12 protein-coding genes are annotated in these 16,565 nt (G+C 47.9%); all 12 read right to left on the bottom strand.

The genetic code is table 11. From position 1 onward, the window contains the following. Positions 1-7: 7 nt before the first annotated feature. The 12 genes from ACNFVB_RS04710 to ACNFVB_RS04655 all read right to left on the bottom strand — a co-directional run bounded on the left by ACNFVB_RS04710 (position 8) and on the right by ACNFVB_RS04655 (position 16,247). Entirely contained in the window at positions 8-1,948 is a 1,941-nt protein-coding gene (locus ACNFVB_RS04710) for a sensor histidine kinase (RefSeq protein ID WP_430738245.1), read from the bottom strand. A 436-nt stretch (positions 1,949-2,384) separates the two neighbouring features. Continuing rightward, on the bottom strand, positions 2,385-3,806 hold the full coding sequence (gene der, locus ACNFVB_RS04705; RefSeq protein ID WP_334221639.1) for a ribosome biogenesis GTPase Der: 1,422 nt from the start codon (positions 3,804-3,806) through the stop codon (positions 2,385-2,387). Positions 3,807-4,224: 418 nt separating this feature from the next. Further along, complete coding sequence (bamB, locus tag ACNFVB_RS04700; RefSeq protein ID WP_430738471.1) at positions 4,225-5,433, bottom strand: outer membrane protein assembly factor BamB; 1,209 nt, start codon at positions 5,431-5,433, stop codon at positions 4,225-4,227. Positions 5,434-5,707: 274 nt separating this feature from the next. Then, positions 5,708-6,508: a YfgM family protein gene (locus tag ACNFVB_RS04695; RefSeq protein ID WP_430738244.1), complete on the bottom strand. Its 801-nt coding sequence runs from the start codon at positions 6,506-6,508 to the stop codon at positions 5,708-5,710. A 99-nt stretch (positions 6,509-6,607) separates the two neighbouring features. Continuing rightward, positions 6,608-7,897: a histidine--tRNA ligase gene (gene hisS, locus ACNFVB_RS04690; protein ID WP_430738243.1), complete on the bottom strand. Its 1,290-nt coding sequence runs from the start codon at positions 7,895-7,897 to the stop codon at positions 6,608-6,610. A 98-nt stretch (positions 7,898-7,995) separates the two neighbouring features. Next, complete coding sequence (gene ispG / locus ACNFVB_RS04685; RefSeq protein ID WP_105245022.1) at positions 7,996-9,111, bottom strand: flavodoxin-dependent (E)-4-hydroxy-3-methylbut-2-enyl-diphosphate synthase; 1,116 nt, start codon at positions 9,109-9,111, stop codon at positions 7,996-7,998. Positions 9,112-9,195: 84 nt separating this feature from the next. After that, positions 9,196-10,011 carry a RodZ domain-containing protein gene (locus ACNFVB_RS04680; protein ID WP_430738242.1) on the bottom strand — a complete coding sequence of 272 codons (816 nt, stop codon included), beginning with the start codon at positions 10,009-10,011 and terminating at the stop codon, positions 9,196-9,198. Next, the gene (pilW, locus tag ACNFVB_RS04675) at positions 10,002-10,814 is read right to left on the bottom strand and encodes a type IV pilus biogenesis/stability protein PilW (RefSeq protein ID WP_430738470.1); all 813 of its coding nucleotides are present in this window, start codon (positions 10,812-10,814) and stop codon (positions 10,002-10,004) included. Before pilW ends, ACNFVB_RS04680 begins: the two co-directional genes overlap by 10 nt. Positions 10,815-11,058: 244 nt before the next feature. After that, complete coding sequence (gene rlmN / locus ACNFVB_RS04670) at positions 11,059-12,294, bottom strand: 23S rRNA (adenine(2503)-C(2))-methyltransferase RlmN (RefSeq protein ID WP_430738241.1); 1,236 nt, start codon at positions 12,292-12,294, stop codon at positions 11,059-11,061. A 372-nt stretch (positions 12,295-12,666) separates the two neighbouring features. Next, positions 12,667-13,098 carry a nucleoside-diphosphate kinase gene (gene ndk, locus ACNFVB_RS04665; RefSeq protein ID WP_100749128.1) on the bottom strand — a complete coding sequence of 144 codons (432 nt, stop codon included), beginning with the start codon at positions 13,096-13,098 and terminating at the stop codon, positions 12,667-12,669. Positions 13,099-13,448: 350 nt separating this feature from the next. Next, the gene (locus ACNFVB_RS04660) at positions 13,449-14,738 is read right to left on the bottom strand and encodes an adenylosuccinate synthase (protein ID WP_430738240.1); all 1,290 of its coding nucleotides are present in this window, start codon (positions 14,736-14,738) and stop codon (positions 13,449-13,451) included. Positions 14,739-14,939: 201 nt separating this feature from the next. Further along, entirely contained in the window at positions 14,940-16,247 is a 1,308-nt protein-coding gene (locus tag ACNFVB_RS04655) for an ATP phosphoribosyltransferase regulatory subunit (RefSeq protein ID WP_430738239.1), read from the bottom strand. Positions 16,248-16,565: the final 318 nt, after the last annotated feature.

Below are 16,565 nucleotides of genomic sequence, written 5' to 3'. Positions count from 1 at the left end.
ATTATGTCTAAACGAGCCAGCGTTTTATCAAATCGCTCAATCCTTTATCACTATATGTCACCATGTGGCAATAGTCGACACCAGCGGCTTTTAGCCCATGCTCAAAGCTCTCTAAGCTGCGCACGTGGTGTTTTGGATACCAGTATATCAATAGCGCCCGATGGGTGATATCAGCGTTTTCTATCTGACGAATACGAGTGGCCAATGCCTCTGCCCTCGCAGGATACACGTCTTCTGCAAACATCACTATGTCGATTTTTTTGTGGCGCATCTCATCTAGCGCCAGCTGCTCATGCTGATGGCAGATCACCTGCGCGCCTAACCGCTCAAGCTCCTCTACCAAAAACCCCGCTTCGTGATAATAATAGTAAATAATACTCAGCCCTGCCAGCACTTGCTGCTGATGGACTTGTTGCTGGTTGGGTAGTGGAATGGTCAAGACAAATTCTGTACCAACGCCCAGCTCACTATGGACATCGATACTCGCTCCCATCAGCTGGGCCATTTGTTTGACGACGGGCAAGCCTATTCCTGAGCCTTCGTATTGCCGCGTTTGTGACGAATCCACCTGAAAAAACGGATTAAAAATATCGTCGATGTGATTATTATCGATGCCGATGCCCGTGTCTTTTACGCTAATCTGCCAGCGATTACTTTTATCAAAATGCGTGAGCTGCGAGGTAATGGTAACCTGCCCCGCTGAGGTAAACTTAATAGCATTACTTAGCAAAATCGAGAGTATTTGCTGTATCTTTTTTACATCACCTTGTAGGCCATAATCTATATGATGCACTTGGCTAATCAGCTCTAAGCCCTTACGTTTAGCGGCAGGCTCAAACTCTGCCAACAGATCAGCGATCAGCTGTAGTGGGTTAAACTCACTAAGATGAATGGTCATCTGACCTTTTTGTATCTGATTCAACTGAATGATATGCTCAAGCGAAGACACCAGCTTGTCACTGCCACTACTGATAATATCGACCGCGTCTTTTTGCTCTCGGCTCAAGGTTTCATAATCTAGCAGTTGTAAGCCGCCGACAATGGCATTTAATGAGGTTTTTAACTCGTGGGTTATCATGCTCTGAAAATTATGCAGCTGAACATCGAGCGATACATCTTTGCTGTGTAGCTGCTGCTCAAAGATCGCCACCGCTTCATAGTCTTGTTTGATATCTTGCAAGCGTTTAAACAGTACAATCAAAGCCTGCTTGATTTGCGCCAGCTCCTGAAAATTAAAATGCTGAGCGATAACGGGCAATTTTTCAAGCTCAGGCGTCCTAATGATGATGTCGCATACTTCAGTGAGCGCGTCCAAATCCCTAACCGGCCAGTTGAGCTTACGTAAGACATACAGCACCCAGATCACAATCAGCAAAATCGTAACCAACCACAATAAAACATTGCTTTGAAACCAGCTTGCGCGCAGTTTATTGACATCTAAGGTGATATTAATATAACCGACCAGCGTACTATTGGCATTTTTTGTGGTGCTTGAGGACGCCGCTACGTCTGATGACTGACGCAGTAAACCATCAGCATCAGAGAGTGTAGCGGCTATCTTGAGACTATCTGGTTGCAAGTCATTACTGACGACTGGGTAATTAAAGCTGACCGTATCGGCAAACAGGGCGTTTTTCCAGTCGCCTCTAGATTGACTGGTATCGCTGATAGGCTGAGGGGTTGAGTAAAATAAAATACTCTGAATACTTGGCTCATTTTCTAATAAAAAGGCAACTTGCTCCGCTACGATATCTGCCCCTTCTGCTGTCGAGGCGCTGGCGGTCAATACCGCGGCAAGCTGATTTATATGCCGATGCGTTTCTTTGTAATGATAAGTCAGACCATAGATAAAAGACAATATAAGCCCTGCCAACACAGCCAGCGTAATGGCCTGTACGACAGAGCGCCAGATAAGCATAGGAATGGTGCGAGATCGAGGGCTGTTCATATCACTCAACGAAGCCAAGACAACTTTTTATTCATACTACAGGTATTTTGCAGAAGTGATAAGAAAAACATGCAGATATTTTTGGGCAAGTACCGTCCTACTGGCATCAGATATGCCAATTTTATATTGGATTGACTAGGGCGTGTCCTCATTTTAAAAATGGCGACAAAAATGAGATAAATCGCCGTCAAACAAGGAAAATAGCGCAGATAATATTGAGATATTAGTCAGCTATTTGACACCGTTTGGCCAGATTTAGCCATTTTTAGCCCATTTAGATGGCTATCGATTGAATTGAGGACACGCCCTATACACAACGAGGTGAGAATAAAAACAGCGGCGCAGGACTATGCCGCCTTATCGTGACAACGATACAGGCGACATCATAAAGCGACTGGTTCGTACACTCGCCACTGGCAAGTTAGCCATTAGCAAGTTAGCGAGGTTTTTTGTCTTTGGTGGTGAATTTTTTTGCCCGATTGCGCTCACGTTGGCGTAGCTGCTGCGCTTTTGCTTTCGTCGGCGTGTCGCTTTTATTGGCATAGGGGTTGTCATTTTGTCGAAAGACGACATTCAGCGGTGTGCCTTCAAGCTTAAAGACTTGACGAAATTGGTTTTCGAGGTAACGCTGATAGCTCTTCGGTAGCGCACTGGTTTGGTTGCCGTGAATGACGATGACCGGTGGGTTGTGACCACCGATATGCGCATAACGCAACTTGATACGGCGACCTGCGACGGTCGGTGGTGGATTGGCTGTCACAGCGTCTTGCAATATCTGCGTCAAGCGATTGGTCGATACCTCAAACATAGATGACTGATAAGCGCGCAAGATCGACGGGTATAAGTTGCCCACGCCGGTACCATGTAGCGCTGAGATCAGGTGCACTTTCACAAAAGGAATAAAGCTAAAGCGGCGATCCATCTCAAGCTTGATATAGTCTTTTTGGTCTTGGCTGAGACCATCCCATTTGTTTATCGCGACCACCAGCGCCCGACCTGCATCAAGCGCATAGCCTATCATATGCAAGTCTTGATCGACGATGCCTTCTTGCGCATCGATGACAATCACTGTCACATTGGAGTCTTCGATGGCTTGTAGGGTTTTGATAACGGAGAATTTTTCTACTTTTTCATCAATTTTGCCGCGGCGGCGCACGCCTGCGGTGTCGATGAGGACATAGTCCTTACCATCCCGTTTATAAGGAATATAAATACTGTCGCGCGTGGTGCCTGGCATATCAAACACCACCACCCTATCTTCGCCAAGCAAACGGTTGACCAAGGTAGATTTGCCGACATTTGGACGACCGATAATGGCAAGTTTTAAGCCATTTGGTTCGACGACGTTTTCTTGCTCAGGCATATCAGCGGTCAGCACTTCTAGCAAGTTAGCGACACCGCGGCCGTGGCTGGCGGCCATCGGATACGGCTCGCCCAAACCAAGCGCATAAAACTCCGCAGGCGCGGCATCATGGACGCCATCGACTTTGTTGGCGACCACATAGACAGGCTTGCCCAATGTATGCAAAAACTTACCAATCTCAGCATCAGCGCCAATCATCCCAGACCGCGCATCCACCACAAACACGATGATATCTGCCTCATGAATCGCTGTGTGCGATTGCTCAGACATATAATCATCGATATTGCCACTGCCATCATCTGCCTCACCAATACCACCCGTATCGACAACGATAAACGATTTGTTTTCGTAGGTAGCATCGCCGTACTGACGGTCACGCGTCAGCCCCGACATATCAGCAACCAATGCCTGCCGACTTTTTGTAAACTGGTTAAATAAGGTGGATTTACCGACGTTTGGACGACCAATTAAGGCGACCACAGGCTTGATACTCATGGGTTACTCTCAGTGAAAGGCACAATGGCAGACCGTACAGCGACTAAAATCATAGTCGCAAATATTGTTGTACGTGACCGCAAATTAATATAAATGATAAAACGACAGCAGATACAATCATCGACCCTATGACATAGACTCTATAGTAAGCAAGCCTACAGTGATGATTGTATCTCTCAGACACCATTTTATCGGATCTATCAAATGATGTCGTCTATATGGTAAACCTACCACATATCGGTCGCATAGAGTACGCGAAAGCCTGCGTTTAAACAAGCAGTTTACAACCAAGCACAAAACGCTGACCTAGCAGCGTGAGTGATAATAGTAGTGATCGTGATATCAATCCGCAAGTCTAATGGCTGGCTGATAACAATATCACGACTCATCAGCTGCCGCGTGACACAGTCTATGATACTTAACGTATCAGCTGCCAGATAGCCACTTGACCTGAGGTGCTCTGCGTTAGCAAACGACTGCCTTGTACTTGCAAGTTGGTCAACGCCCCCTTGGTCTGTACACGGCTGATGATTTGACCATTAGCAGGGTTGAACAAATGCACCACACCTTCTAAATCACCGACCGCGATATAATCACCAATCATCACAGGGTTGGTCAAGTGACGATACGCCAGCTCATCGCTCTCCCAGAGCATCTCGCCATTGCTGCGATCATACGCAACCACTTTACCATCTAGGCTGGTGGCGATGACTTGCTGATTATTGACAGCAAGGGATTTGAGACTGGCAAGCTCATTGACAAATAAAACCTGACGCGAGGCCAAATCAATACCCAATAACTGACCACTATAGCTGATTGCAAACAGCTGGTTTTGATCAACAGTAGGCGTGCCATCGACATCGCTCATACGCTCAACTTCGCTGCTGCCCATACCGACACCGACGCGTCTCGACCACTGCGGCAGACCACTATCAACCGTCACCGCATGCAAACGGCCATCTGCGGTCGCCAGCAACGCGGTCTTGCTGTCTAGGAGGGTTGGCGCGGCGCTACCGCGTACACTGATGGCAGGCACTTGGGTGGCAAACTGCCATACGGACTGGCCGGTTTGTAGAGATAAGCCGTGCAAAAACCCATCATTCGCTGACAAAATCACGCGATTATTACTGACCAAAGCTGGCGTCAATACCGACCCTGATAGCTGCTGCTGCCAGCGTTTGGCACCCGTTGTACTATCAAACGCCATCACCTGACCGCCACGTGTACTAATGATTGCTGTTTGGCTTAAGGCATCTACTGTCACGCCGCCGGTGATTTGATCACCGACATTGACTGACCACAGACGCTCACCTGCATTATCAAACCCTATCAAGTCGCCACCGCGTGAGGCTGTGACGATTTGACCATTGGCATAGCCAACTTGCAGCGCCAAAGGATCTTTTTTACTGGCTTTTTTATTGCCAACATCTGCGCTAAAGACAGGCTGTAGCACAGTGACCGGCTCTGCAATTTGTACCAAATCGACAGGATCATTGACGACAGGCTTGATACCGCGATTACACCCAATCACTGCAGTGCTCATTACTGCCAGTACGGCCACATGCATGACTGTCTTTTTGATAATATTGGCTGTTGACATGTTGCTCGAGCGAATGGATTGAGTCATCATAGGTTCTCACTATAAAAATTATTATGGATTAGTGGATTGGGCGGTCAGTCTGTGGCTCATCCATCAATGATCTGCTCACAGTGTTGCCTGGTTTTAATTGTCTTGGTGATGGTTATAAATTTTTTTAAATAGATAACAGCCACTTATCAACTCTACTCTCACGATCAGCCCACTGGCCGCCAATCTAGCATATAGAATTCTGTTGGTACTGCCTAGGGTGCTGATAAAACATCAGCGCTATTATTCGTTAATAGCGCCTAATACAATACCACTACTGTGTAACTTCGGCCGATGCGCCCTCTACCACTGCTGGCGGCTCAGATATCGCAGGCTCTGGTACAGCAGGCTCTTGAATCAGACTGGCTTGCGACTCGATGGGCTCAGGCATTACCCCCAAGCTCTCCATCTTCAGTGCCAATACTGCACGCATTTCTTGACGCTCACGTAACAGCTCCCACGCATTATTGTAAGCGTTGATGGCCAAATCTTTATCGTTTTGTGCCAGATAGATATCGCCTAGCAACTCTTGCTGACTGGCTTCAAATGAGCTTGGCATGTCTTGTTTGGCTTCTGCCAGTGCGCCCTCAGTATCACCTGCTGCCAGTAGCGTGTTGGCATAACGTAGACGAGTGATGGCGCTTAGGCCAGCGTCGCCCAAGTCAATTGCCAATGCCTGCTTCAGGGTATCTGCCGCGGCGGTAAAATCATCACTATCCACTTGGTGACGGGCTTTTATCATCAGTGCTTGCCACGCATAGACTGATTCGCCGTGGGCGGCAACCAATGCATCGATATCTTTATCAAGTTGTGTGCGGCTTTGTGCCAGCGCTTCTTGCGCCTCAGCTTCCAAATCTGGGTTTTGCGCCGCCAGACTGATTTCTTCATTAAGCCGCTGGATATCCGCGTAGTGATCTGCTGCGACTGTATCAACGCGCGCATGGTTATTTTGCCAGTATGTCCAACCAAAATAAGCGGCCAACGCCAACAAAATCGCAGTAACGATATAACTGCCATACTGCTTTAACGCGTCCATTGAATTGTCTGGATTTGGCGAATTGGGTGTCAAAGCCATAAAGGGTTACCTAATAAAAGTGTTATAAAAATGCTGAGGCGAAAGCCGATATCAACTGATTAACCTATTAATTGATCGACTAATCGATCGACCCATTCATCACTGGCGCGAAAAATTGTCTGCATTCGATAGCCAGTCTTGCGAGACACTACGCTGCTCGCCTGTCTGCATATCTTTGATACTCACCAAATTGTCATCGAGCTCTTGCTGAGCAATAATCACCGTGAGCGCAGCCCCTGATTTATCCGCCTTTTTCATTTGCGCTTTTAGGCTGGTGGCACTTGCCATCTTGACTCGGATATCTGGACGCTCATAACGTAGGTTTTGGGCATACTTGATACCTGCGCTATAGACTTCTGGATGAGCGACCACAAAGACATCGCAGGCCGAAACGTCTGCCATCGGCGCGACCGCCTCTAGTAACAACAATAAACGCTCAAGCCCCATAGCAAATCCAACGGCAGGCTCAGATTTGGCAGGTTTACTGCCGTCGGTACCAGCAGACTTTAGCTGGCCAATCAAACCATCATAACGACCACCTGCACAGACGGTGGCTTGGCTACCTAGCTTGTCTGTCACCCATTCAAAGACGGTCTTATTGTAATAATCCAGACCGCGTACCAGATGCGGATTGATCTCAAAATCGATACCAAGCGCGGTCAAGTATGCCTGCACTTGCTCAAAGTGCGCCATACTCTCCGTACCCAAAAACTCAGCCAGCTTTGGCGCATCATTCAATAACGCCTGCGTACTCGCCTCTTTGCTGTCTAAGATACGTAGCGGGTTGGTCGTCAGACGGCGCTTGCTATCCTCGTCAAGCTGATCTTGTTTGTCGGTTAGATAAGCGACTAGGGCCTCACGATAAGCATGGCGCTCGTCGATTTCACCCAAGCTGTTTAGTTGCAAGCGCATCTCGTCTTTGAGACCCAGCGCTTGCCACATCAGATGCGTCATCGCGATCAGCTCAGCATCGGCATCGGGCAGCGCACTACCGAAGCTTTCGACTCCTAATTGATGAAACTGACGATAGCGGCCTTTTTGCGGGCGCTCATAGCGAAACATGGGGCCGATGTACCATAGTTTGGGCGTATCACCGCGCAGTAGATTGTGCTCGATTACAGCCCTTACCGCGCCTGCGGTACCCTCTGGGCGCAAGGTCAAAGGAGTGGGCGGCTCAGATTTATCGGCAAAGCTATACATCTCTTTTTCGACGATGTCGGTGGCCCCGCCAATAGCACGAGCAAACAAATCAGTCTGCTCAACGATAGGCAGGCGAATATGCTCATAACCGTACCTACCCAGCACATCCGCCAATATCGCCTCTAACTGTAGCCATTTTGCCGATTGGGTAGGCAAAATATCATTAAACCCTTTGATAGCTTTGATCATGGTACGGTCATATCCTTACAATTATCACAAGTTCTTTTTTATATAGTTAACCTAAAAACAGCGACAGCACTACTGGTATCCGTTAGCGCTACTGATATTTATTTAACGCGAATAATCTCATTTTCGCGCTTTTTTGCCAAGTCTTCAGCATGGGCGCGCACCATACTTTCAATCTCATCGACTAGGTTTTCGGTATTGATCAAATGGCTTTTTTCGCCCATACGGTAGACCAATGACTTTGGCGCAGCACCGACGATACCGATATCGGCTTCTTTGGCCTCCCCTGGGCCATTTACTTTACAGCCAATCACTGACAGATCCATCGGCTCACGAATATCCTCGAGACGCGACTCTAACATTGTCATCACTTTGATCACATCAAACTCTTGGCGCGAGCAGCTAGGACAAGCGATAAAATTGACGCCGTTTGAGCGGATATTTAGCGATTTTAAAATATCAAAGCCGATTTTGATTTCTTCTTCAGGCTCTGCCGCAAGGGAGATACGAATGGTATCGCCGATGCCGTCTAGAAGTAGCCCCCCTAATGCAATGGCAGATTTGACCGCGCCGGTGCGATAGACACCAGCTTCGGTCACGCCCAGATGTAGCGGGTTGTCAATTTGGGCTGAGAGCAGACGATACGCCTCTAATGTCAAAAACACATTACTGGCTTTGACTGAGACTTTGTACTGATCAAAATTGAGGCGCTCTAAAATATCGATATGGCGCATCGCGGACTCTAGCATCGCCTCGCCCGTCGGCTCTTTATACTTTCGCTGGATGTCTTTTTCTAGCGAGCCTGCGTTAACACCGATACGAATCGGGATATTGTGATGCTTGGCGCAGGCAACCACCTCACGTACTTTGGCATCACTACCGATATTACCTGGGTTGATACGCAAACAATCAGCGCCTGCTTCGGCCACTGCCAAAGCAATCTTATGATCAAAATGCACATCGGCGATGAGCGGCACGCTGACCTGTTTACGGATTTCGGCAAAGGCGTTGACCGTATCCATCGTCGGGGTCGAGACGCGCATCAGATCAGCGCCTGCTTCTACGCAGCGCTCGATTTGTGCGACCGTCGCGGCCACATCACAAGTCTCGGTATTGGTCATGCTTTGCACACTAATCGGTGCATCACCCCCAATCGCGACATCACCGACATATATTTTTTTGGTAAAACGACGGTTAATAGGCGCTGACGTTGACATAGACAAACCCTTTGGTTAAAACAAAAAAATAAAAACAAACCCTGACAATGATACCTAACGATGCGGCATTATGCTTTTGCCCACTTATGGCGCAAGCTCAAAACTGGCTTGCTTATCAGTGGCATATGCCTCTAATGCCACCGCCTCTTGGTTGAGCATTAAGCTGACATTATCGACATTATCGATCTGTACATTAAATGGCGGTATGCCAGATAGCTTATAGCTACCCGTGCTCTGAGCGCCGTTCATCAGATTGCTCCCTGACGCATCAGTAATCACCACCACCGCCTCATCGCTCAACATCACCTCTAACGTCGAGGTGCTGCTCGCCGCGCCTATGTTAAGCGCAGAGCCTGCGGCACCCACGCCTGTCTCGCTATCGATAGCAGCGCCTTGAGCCTGCTCGAGTGCCGAGATGTCTTCGACAGCGTTGGTCGGTGCTTGGGTATTTTCTTTGCTGGCATTACTGACCATGCGGAATAAAAAAATCGCTAAGATAATAACGCCAATGACCGCGATAATCAGTAACGGATTGAAACGAATGCGGTTATGAGTGTCACGCTGCAAGGTCCCCATCGGGCGCAGCGGTGTATCAATGTTGTTGACTGAATATGGTTTTAGCTCATTGGGATAGGCGGCATCAAAGCTACTGGCGATCTTTACAGGGTCTAACCCCAGAAACTTGGCATAGTTGATAGCAAAACCACGAGCAAACGCGGCTTGCGGCAAATCTACAAAATTCTCATCTTCTAAGGCTTTTAGGTGACGCTTTAAGATAAATAGCTCGGCGGCGGCCTCTTCTAGACTGACTTGCTTTGTTTTGCGGGCTTGCTGCAACATGGCACCAAATGATCCCTGAGTATTTGATTGAGTGTTTGATGATGGGGTGGTCATTTCCATGGTGCCTCTGGATTGTTAAGCCAAGTCTTCAGTTGTTTTGCTTCATCACTTAGTGGATAAGCGGATAAAAGCTGCTGTGCCAATTGCTGGCGTGTGGTTATGTTGTTTTGAGCCGCCGCAAGTTTGATGCCTTGTAATAGCAAACGCGGGCTGATACCTTGCCCTTGTACCAAGATCAGTGTCTCGTCATAAAGTTTTTGTGCTTGGGCCACCCGCTGCTGCTCAAGCAATAAATCTACCAATTCGATATGGGCGATGATGCTATTGCGGTTGCCATCTAGCGCGCGCAAAAACGCTTTGGCCGCAGCAGTACGGTCGCCCATCTGTAGGTAGGTTCGGCCTAGGTTTTCCAGCGCACCGATACGACCTTCGTAGCCAAGCGCTGCTCCTGCAATCTCAAACTGCTCAGCCGCTTCTTTATAGCGTTTCATCTGCGACAAATACACGCCATAGTTATTGTGAGCTTGCTCAAAGTCTTTATCAAGCGCGATGGCTTTTTTAAAGTACTGATCGGCTTTTTGCAGATTGATACGGCTGCCCTCTTGCTGCAGCAAAACGCCCATCATATCATAGGCTGGCGCGTAACGGCTATCGGCAGCGAAGGCTTTTTCAAGCTGGCGTTGGGCGGTATCAAGCTCGTTTTTGCGGATATATTGCGCGGCAAGCGAGGTGCGTACGCGCGCAATTTCTTGTTGATCCAAGTTGCGATCATTGCTCGGCCGCGTCGACGTCTGATAAGGGGTATCCCCCAACAAACCATCGGTTGGCGTGCTTTGACACCCCGTCAAAAACAGCCCCACCATCGCCACACCAAGCAGTAGCCGTTTGGACGTCACTGCCGTCTGTGCCACGACTGGCAACGTGGCTGTCATCCATGGTTTGTCAGTCAAAAAACACACGCTTTGATACTTATTTTGACAAGAATTTTTAGAAGTCATCATAGCCGCCATCATAAAACTGGATTCAATGCGTTCGATAATCGAAGCATCAGTTTAATAGATTTAGCCCCCATAAGTACAATTTAGTTGTGATTAATTGTATGATGAATCACAACTCAGCGTTTTCACGCGCTTTGATGCTTTGCTGCCATGCCGCTGAACGACGAGTGCGGTCGGCGACCTGCCCGACCAGCTGGCCGCAAGCCGCATCGATATCGTCGCCGCGCGTTTGACGAATGGTACACACAAACCCAGCTTCACTTAAGATATTGCTAAACGCATGGATGCGGTTGTTGCTTGATTTGTCATATGGTGCATGCGGAAACGGATTAAACGGTATTAAATTAATCTTACTTGGTAGACCATCCAACAACGCCACCAACTGCCGCGCATGCTCATCGCTGTCATTGACGCCATCAAGCATGACATACTCAATGGTGACGTGTTTTTTGTGGCGTGGATTGACATCGTACACGTAGTTTTTTGCCGCGGCGATCAGCTCACTTAACGGGTATTTCTTATTGATAGGCACCAGCTCATCACGCAGCTCATCATTGGGCGCGTGCAAGGATATCGCCAAAGCCACATCGAGATCTTGTGCCAGCTGATACATCTTGGGTACCACACCTGAGGTCGACAATGTCACACGGCGCTTTGAGAGACCATAAGCATGGTCGCTGAGCATAATCTCCATCGAGCCGATTACAGGCTTGTAGTTTAATAAAGGCTCACCCATACCCATCATCACCACGTTGGTGACATGGTTTTCCCAAGCGCTATGATCGACAGCCTCTAAGCTGTCATTATCATCGCTCATGTAGGAAGCATTGGCCACCCACAGCTGCCCGATGATCTCAGCCGCCGTCAGATCGCGCTCAAAACCCTGCTTACCGGTACTACAAAAACTACAGTCGAGCGCGCAGCCGACTTGCGAAGAGATACACAAGGTTTTGCGGCCATTTGATTTATTATCATCCGCCGGAATCAATACCGTCTCCACCAGCGAGCCACCCGTCACTTCAAACACCCATTTACGCGTACCATCATCACTGTACTGACGATGAATAACCTTAGGCGGAGTCACGCAGGCATTCAGCGACAATTTATCGCGCAGTGACTTGCTCAGATTGGTCATCTGCTCAAAATCTGTCACCCCGTGCTGATATATCCATTTAATCACCTGCGTCGCGCGAAAGGGCTTTTCGCCGAGGCTTTTAAAATAGTCAGCCAATTGTGCTTGGGTCATCCCCAAAAGATTGGTCTTGGCCTGCGCTTCATCGACCAGTTTGATGCTGGCTTTGGAGGTGGCAGGGACATGCTGGAGCGGGGATTGAACAGTGGACATAATAGGTAACCTTTTTGCATCAGCTAAATTAAGCGTGGCAATTGTTGATATAAGCGATGAGTGTTGCTCTCCATACGCCTTATGGCAAATATGGCCATTAGCAATCCATTATGAGCGCAGCGTCTCTTGTACTTATGCCAATCATACATAGCGACAAGCACAAAAAATGAGTAGCCATACTGATAAAGGATTGATAATGTTAGATAAAGACAATAATGAGGCAAATAATAAAAAATTTCAATGACACAAGGACGGCGAAAAAACAGACAAACCAAAATAGCTAAAACGGCTTATACCCATCAGATATAAGCCGTCTTGCGACACAAATTATTCATAACCAACCTATCGGCTGCTATCAATAACTGGCTGATCTTAGCGCGTACGTGCACATACTTCATCATCATTAAAGAAGTAGCTGATTTCACGTGCTGCGGACTCAGCTGAATCTGAACCATGAACCGCGTTTTCGTCGATGCTGCTAGCAAAGTCAGCACGGATAGTGCCTTCGGCAGCGTCGGCTGGGTTGGTTGCGCCCATGATTTCACGGTGCTTAGCAATGGCGTTTTCGCCTTCTAATACAGAAACAACGACAGGGCCTGAAGTCATGAATGAGACCAAAGCATTATAAAATGGACGCTCGGCATGCTCAGCGTAAAAACCGCCTGCTTTTTTGTCATCAAGATGCAACATTTTTGCAGCAACGATTTTTAAACCCGCTTCTTCAAAACGGCTATAAATAGCGCCGATGTTGTTGCCAGCGACTGCATCAGGCTTGATGATAGATAAAGTACGTTCGTTAGCCATAAAAAAACTCCTAATAGGGGGTCAGTTTGGTAAAAGTAAAGGGGTAAATGCTTTGTTTTAACGTTGGCCGCCATGTCGACGAAGCGGATAACTCATGATTTATCGATAGCAAAACACGAGCGTCAACATAGGATTGTTGCCTATTATAATGATTGAGGCTATAAATGATAGGATTAATTTATGACCGTACCTTGCATAAAAGTAAATTTATGATCTGCTAATTGTTAATACGGTCATCATATTGACCAAAAAGAACCCCAATGCTCAGCACTGGGGTTCTTTTAATTGATACTACTTGATGAATACTACAAGCCAGTTAGTGCTTATAACACCAAGACTTATAGTACGCACTAAGCATCATACGGGTCACGAAGTACGATGGTCTCTTCGCGGTCAGGGCCGGTTGAGATGATATCTACTGGGCAGCCAATCAATGCTTCGATACGTTTGATGTATTTTTTGGCGTTTTCTGGTAGGTCGTCATAGTTGGTAATACCAACGGTAGACTCGCTCCAACCTTCCATCGTTTCGTACTTCGGTGTGACCGACTCATAAAACTCTGCGTCGTGCGCGCCAGCACATTCTGTCTCAGGGAGGTTGTAACCCACACCGATTAGCAATTCTTCAAGACCGTCTAAGACGTCAAGCTTGGTCAAGCAGATACCTGACATAGAGTTCAATACCACCGCACGGCGTAATGCCTCGGCATCAAACCAGCCGCAGCGACGCGCGCGGCCAGTCGTCGCGCCAAACTCATGGCCGACTTTGGCTAAGTGGGCACCCACATCATCAAACAACTCTGTTGGGAATGGGCCACTACCGACACGCGTGGTGTAGGCTTTGGTAATACCAAGTACATAATCTAGGTACAATGGGCCGATACCCGTACCAGTCGATACGCCGCCTGCTGTGACGCTTGAGCTGGTGACAAACGGATAGGTACCGTGGTCGATATCAAGTAGCGTGCCTTGTGCACCCTCAAACATTAAGTTTTTGCCAGAAAGGCGCAATTGGTTGAGGTCTTCGGTCACATCAGTAACCATGCCTGTGATCTCTTCGCGCCACTCTTGGCACAGCTTAAAGGTCTCATCAAAATCGATGGCATCGACTTTATAATACTGTGTCAGTTGGAAGTTGTGATATTCAATTAGGTTACGTAGTTTTTCTTCTAAATCATCACGGAACAAGTCAGCAAGCTTGATGGCACGGCGCGCCACTTTGTCCTCATATGCAGGACCGATGCCGCGACCTGTGGTACCGATTTTGCCTGTACCGCGTTTGGCTTCGCGTGCTTGGTCTAGTGCCACGTGATATGGCATGATGAGTGGGCAGTTTGGCGAGATACGTAGACGCTCGCGTACTGGTACGTTGTTGGCTTCTAGATCTTTTATCTCTTTTAGTAGGGCGTCTGGCGCTAGTACCACACCGTTACCGATGAAGCAGGTGACGCCTTCGCGCAAGATACCAGATGGGATCAAATGTAGGACGGTGGTTTTGCCATCGACAACCAGTGTGTGCCCAGCGTTGTGACCGCCTTGAAAACGAGCAACGGCTGAGGCTTTTTCGGTAAGTAAATCAACGATTTTACCCTTACCCTCATCGCCCCATTGGCTACCCAAAACTACGACATTCTTACCCATGATCAATCCTTACCTTTATGTATTGAGGTGTGTGCAATAACGGTTGCAAAACTAACGTGATGTTAGCAGTGTTTGATGCTTGTGCTCAGTGCGCTTATTATTGCCGCGCCAAACCAAGTATGTTTTATCTTAAAGTCTTTTTCCAAGCGGCGATGCCATTATAACTATACCTATAAATCAGCCAAACTGAATCTAGTTAAGCTAGATAGTTTGTAGTTGCCATTGATTGTCAGCAAAACCCAAACGATGTGTCACGCCATCGGGACGGTCGTCCGCGTTTAGTGGCATGGTGACACGGTAGCCCTGCTCGCGTAAGCTGGTGGCCTGCTGGAGCAAGGTTTGTCGCTGCTCGGGGCTTGCTTGAGTGGCGGCTTGATAATCGATCAGCACGATACTCGGCGCTTCAAGCTGCGTGTGCGCCAGCAAGCGGCTGACATCCATACTAAAGCCTGTGGCTTCACGTGGCTGGCTGACGGACAGATGGCCACCGCTTTGCATACCATCAAAACGCCCGCCACGTACCAGCGGCTGCGTCTCACTATTGATATAGCCATTAAAGACAATGCCAGTATGATAGTGATAGCCTGATAGCTCAGTCACATCGATACTCACCGGACACTGCCACTGCGTTTTTAGGTGCGCTTTTAGGCGCTGTAGCTCATCGATAGCCGTAGATATCTGTTCATCTTGCTGCGCGGCAGTAGAGAGCTTGGTCAGCAAATTATCGATATCGTGACCAAAACGCGCTAAGGCATAAAAGTCATCGCCCATCGGCAATGCTTGGCAAACGCGTTTGAGCTCTGGTAGGTTTTTATTGGCATATAAATGCATCAATTGCTCAGCGTCGCTGTCAGATAGCGCCGCCATCTCAGCCAAACGCTTAAATATCGCCACATGACCCAAGTCAATATGCAGCGCCGCGCTCATATCTAGTGTATTGACTATCCCAAACAAGACATCAATCAGCTCGATATCGGCTGCCAAATCGGCGCAGCCAAATATCTCAGCGCCTAACTGCAAGGGCGTACGTGAACCAAATAGTCCTGAGGGCAAAGTGTGAATCACATCGCCTGCATAGCAATAACGCGCAATACCGGTACCGCCATGATGCGCATCAATACGCAAAATCTGCGGGGTAATATCGGCACGCAAACCCATCAAACGACCCGTCAGCTGGTCGATGATCTTGAACGTCTGACGTTTCAAATCTTCTGAGGCGTCACTTAACAGTGACTCAGTAAACTCAATCATCGGCGGGTTGACCAACTGATAGCCATGAGTGATCAGCTGCTGCGTCAATTGGTACCTAAGCACCTCTTGCTTATGTGCGTCTTCAAACAACACATCCACCACGCCATCAGGCAACAGCCAACTGTTGGCCACATCGCTGGCAAAGTGATTTAGGTAGGACATGCTATTGGGTTTAGCAACGCTATCGGCAGGCTGAGTGGCCGCATTTTTTGTTGCATTTAACTGGGCAGGTTTTGCAGAATCAGAACTGACAGACACAATAAATCCTTGTTTGGCGTATCGCTTACCAAAAAACGCGGTACTGATGCGGTACTAAAAGGTTGTATTTATAAGGGCATTGACATCGTATCGTTGTGTTTTTAACACACAACATCATTGACCCAATTATTTATAAACAAACTAGGTAACCGCAACAGGGTGAGTAATAAGTATAATTTAGGATGATAAGACGAGTATCTTTATGCGCTAATAAACAGAGATAAATAATCAAGGCACTTTATGCTTTAGTTTAGCATAGCAGTCAAGGTTCGCCTAGTGACAATTGGGCACAATTACTATCTAATTATCGTCCATGGC

Source organism: Psychrobacter sp. VH5 (assembly GCF_050572635.1).
Classification (GTDB): Bacteria; Pseudomonadota; Gammaproteobacteria; order Pseudomonadales; family Moraxellaceae; genus Psychrobacter; species Psychrobacter celer.
This window is presented reverse-complemented; position numbering and strand designations above follow the sequence as displayed.

Bases quoted from the DNA above. Each gene is read 5' to 3' on its own strand.
- ACNFVB_RS04710 (WP_430738245.1), bottom strand. From the start codon at position 1,948: ATGAACAGCCCTCGATCTCGCACCATTCCTATGCTTATCTGGCGCTCT.
- der (WP_334221639.1), bottom strand. From the start codon at position 3,806: ATGAGTATCAAGCCTGTGGTCGCCTTAATTGGTCGTCCAAACGTCGGT.
- hisS (WP_430738243.1), bottom strand. From the start codon at position 7,897: ATGATCAAAGCTATCAAAGGGTTTAATGATATTTTGCCTACCCAATCG.
- bamB (WP_430738471.1), bottom strand. From the start codon at position 5,433: ATGACTCAATCCATTCGCTCGAGCAACATGTCAACAGCCAATATTATC.
- ispG (WP_105245022.1), bottom strand. From the start codon at position 9,111: ATGTCAACGTCAGCGCCTATTAACCGTCGTTTTACCAAAAAAATATAT.
- ACNFVB_RS04660 (WP_430738240.1), bottom strand. From the start codon at position 14,738: ATGGGTAAGAATGTCGTAGTTTTGGGTAGCCAATGGGGCGATGAGGGT.
- ACNFVB_RS04695 (WP_430738244.1), bottom strand. From the start codon at position 6,508: ATGGCTTTGACACCCAATTCGCCAAATCCAGACAATTCAATGGACGCG.
- ACNFVB_RS04680 (WP_430738242.1), bottom strand. From the start codon at position 10,011: ATGGAAATGACCACCCCATCATCAAACACTCAATCAAATACTCAGGGA.
- rlmN (WP_430738241.1), bottom strand. From the start codon at position 12,294: ATGTCCACTGTTCAATCCCCGCTCCAGCATGTCCCTGCCACCTCCAAA.
- pilW (WP_430738470.1), bottom strand. From the start codon at position 10,814: ATGGTGGGGCTGTTTTTGACGGGGTGTCAAAGCACGCCAACCGATGGT.
- ndk (WP_100749128.1), bottom strand. From the start codon at position 13,098: ATGGCTAACGAACGTACTTTATCTATCATCAAGCCTGATGCAGTCGCT.